1 protein-coding gene is annotated in these 2,918 nt (G+C 71.6%); it reads right to left on the reverse strand.

Annotated features, from left to right (window positions below; translation table 11 throughout):
- On the reverse strand, nucleotides 1–2,918 hold a 2,918-nt coding region (locus ACOADB_RS23535), incomplete at both ends, for a DUF7507 domain-containing protein (RefSeq protein ID WP_378604462.1).

Below are 2,918 nucleotides of genomic sequence, written 5' to 3' on the forward strand. Positions count from 1 at the left end.
ACCGCTTCGCCCCGTCGCCGGCGCACCAGCACGAGCCCGGTCAGGACGAGGGTGACGCCGAGGCCCACCAGTGGGCCGGTGTGGGCGGGCGCCCCGGTGTCGGGCAGGGCCGCGTCGTTGTCGGGCGCGACCTCCGGGTCGGGGTTCGGACCGGGTCCGGGCTCCGGGTCGGGATCGGTGTCCGGGTCGGCCACGGCAGCGATCGTGGCGTCGTCGGACGCCGTCACCGCGGTGCTCGAGCAGTCGGGGCAGTCGACCGAGCCGGTCGCGGTGGCCACGTCGTGGTGACCGCCGGCGGCCACCGTCACGTCGCAGGTGTACGACGCCCGCGCGCCCACGCCCAGGTCGCCCACGGAGCGCCCGCATCCGGCCACCTGGTCGTCGGTGACCTCGATGGCGTCGACCCGCACGTCGCCGGTGTTCTCGACCGTGATGGTGATGGTCACCGTGCTGCCCGGTGTCGTGCTGGCGACGGCCGGGGTCTTCGTCAGCGCCAGCGCCGGGTGGATCACGTCGACGAGGACGGTTCCCGACGAGGCGGGGACGACGGCGCCGGTGGGCGAGTGTCCCGCGACCGTGGCGGTGTTCACGATGTCGTTGGCACCAGCGGTGATCGTGCAGGTGAGCTCGGTGCTGGCGTCGGGCGCGAGGTCGGGAACGGCGCTGTCGCAGGCCGGGTACGCCGGGTCGTCCAGCTCCAGGTCGGTCAGCGTGGCCGTCCCGGTGTTCGTCACGGTGAGGGTGAAGGTGACCGGGTCGCCGGGCAGGACGCGGGCGACGTCGACGCCCTTGGTCAGGGTCAGGCCGGTCCGGAACACGTCCACGAAGTCCGTCGCCGTGTCCTTGACCTCGATGCCGAGGGGCGAGGTGCCCGACGCGATGACGGTGTTGGTGATGTCGTCGAACGGGGCGGCGACGGTGCAGTCGTAGTCGACGGAGGCCCCCACCCCCAACGGGCCGAGGTCGGCCCGGTCGCAGGACGGGAACGACGGGTCCTCGACCACGACCGGGTCGAGGGGAACGGTGCCGGAGTTCGTCACCGTGATCGTGAAGGTGACGTCGTCACCCTCGTGCACGAGGTCGGTGTCCGCCGTCTTGGTGACCGTGAGACCGGGGTCCTGCACCTCGACCAGCGCCGAGGCGTCGTCGCTGACCTCGACATCGTCGGGCGGCGTACCGCTGACCGTGGCGTCGTTGCGGAACTCCGGTTCCGTGTCCGCGATGGCTGCGCAGGTGTAGGTGAGGCTCTCGCCGGGAGCCAGGTCGGACAGGGTCCCGGCGGTGCGGGCGCAGTCGGCAGCGGCGTCGTCGGTGACCGTCAGGTCCGTCAGGAGCACGTCGCCGCTGTTGATCACCTCGATCGTGAAGGTGATCGAGTCACCGATGGTGACGGCGTCCTGCTCGGTCGTCTTGATCAGCGTGACGTCGGGGTGGATGACGTCGACGGGGGCTGCGGCGACGTCGGTCACGTCGTCACCGATGGGCGGCGTCGCGGTCACGCTCGCGGTGTTGGTGAAGTCGTCGGTGCCGGCCACGACCGTGCACTCGATCGAGGCCGAGGCGCCCACCGCGAGGGAGGCCGAGCCGGTGCACCCGGGCGCGTCGGGATCGCTGATCGTGACGTCGGTGAGCGGGACGTCGCCGTCGTTGGTCGCCGTGACCGTGAAGGTCACCGTCTCGCCGGCCCGGACGACGCCGGGGTCGGCCGTCTTCTCGAGGGCGACGGACGGATGGATGACGTCGACCGTGGCCGCGCCCGACGCGCTCAACGGCGTCCCGTCGGCGCCCACACCGGCGGCCTCGGCGACGTTGGTGAGGTCGTCGGTGGCGATCGACGTACACGTGTAGGTCTGCGAACCGCTCGGCGCGAGCGAACCGAAGGACCGGTTGCAGTCGGGGACGGCGTCGTCGGAGACGGTGACGCCGAGGGCCTGGGCCGTGGTCGGGTTCCGGACGGTGATCGTCCACGTGAGCTCGTCGCCCACCCGCGCCACCGCGGGCTCGACCGACTTCTCGATGCACAGCGCCGGGACCGGGACCGAGAGCATCAGCGCCTGCACCATGTAGGAGTCACCGTTGGTGAACGTCCGCATCTCCGCGCTGGTGTCGCCGGGGTCGATCAGCCCGGCCGGTACGTCGAACTTCTTGGCGTCGATCGAGAACGTGTTGGGGTGGCTCGGCTCCAGCTTGTTGTCCGCCGCCGACACGAAGAAGTTGTTCGGGCCGAGCGCCGTCGTCGGCTCGGGGATCCCGTTCGTGGTGGTCAGCGTCGGCGGCGGGTTGATGTAGAAGCGGTCGCCGTTCTGGCTGGAGTCGCCTTCGTACGCGACGATCCCGGCCCGCACGGGCAGGCCGCTCACGCGGAAGCCGCTCACCGGGATGGACGTGGAGTTCGGGGTCGTGCTCTGGCGGACGTGGCCGTCGTACACGAAGACCTGGCGTCGCTCGGCGCCGCAGTCGGCCGCGTCGAGCGTGTGGATCACGGACAGGGACCAGCCGCCGTGGCACCCCGAGCCGGTCGGCGCGTAGACGTTGCCGACCGTGATCGTGACGTCCTGCCCGGACGGCAGGCCGGCCAGGTCGGCGGTCACGTCGGCGTCCGCGCTGTAGTAGCCGATCGAGGTGGGGTCGAACGAGTGCTCACCGGGTACGACGTCCCGCGAGGCCCCGCCGCCGACGGTCAGCCGCACCGGGGCGGTCGCCGACGACCCGGCCGGGTAGGCGCCCGGCTGGCCGATGCCGCACTGCTGGCCGTCGTAGTTGCCGCCCCACATGAGGCGGGCCCAGGTCACCCGGGAGCCTGCGGGGATCGTCACGGTCCCGGTGGAGGAGTTGTAGGTGCCCGCGTCGTCGTCGACGTCGACGTACTGCATGGCGTAGCCGTTGTTGTTGTTGTTCGGGCTGTCGCTCGCGGCGCG

Origin of the sequence: Nocardioides sp. CPCC 206348 (assembly GCF_048654705.1) — a bacterium.
Classification (GTDB): Bacteria; Actinomycetota; Actinomycetes; order Propionibacteriales; family Nocardioidaceae; genus Nocardioides.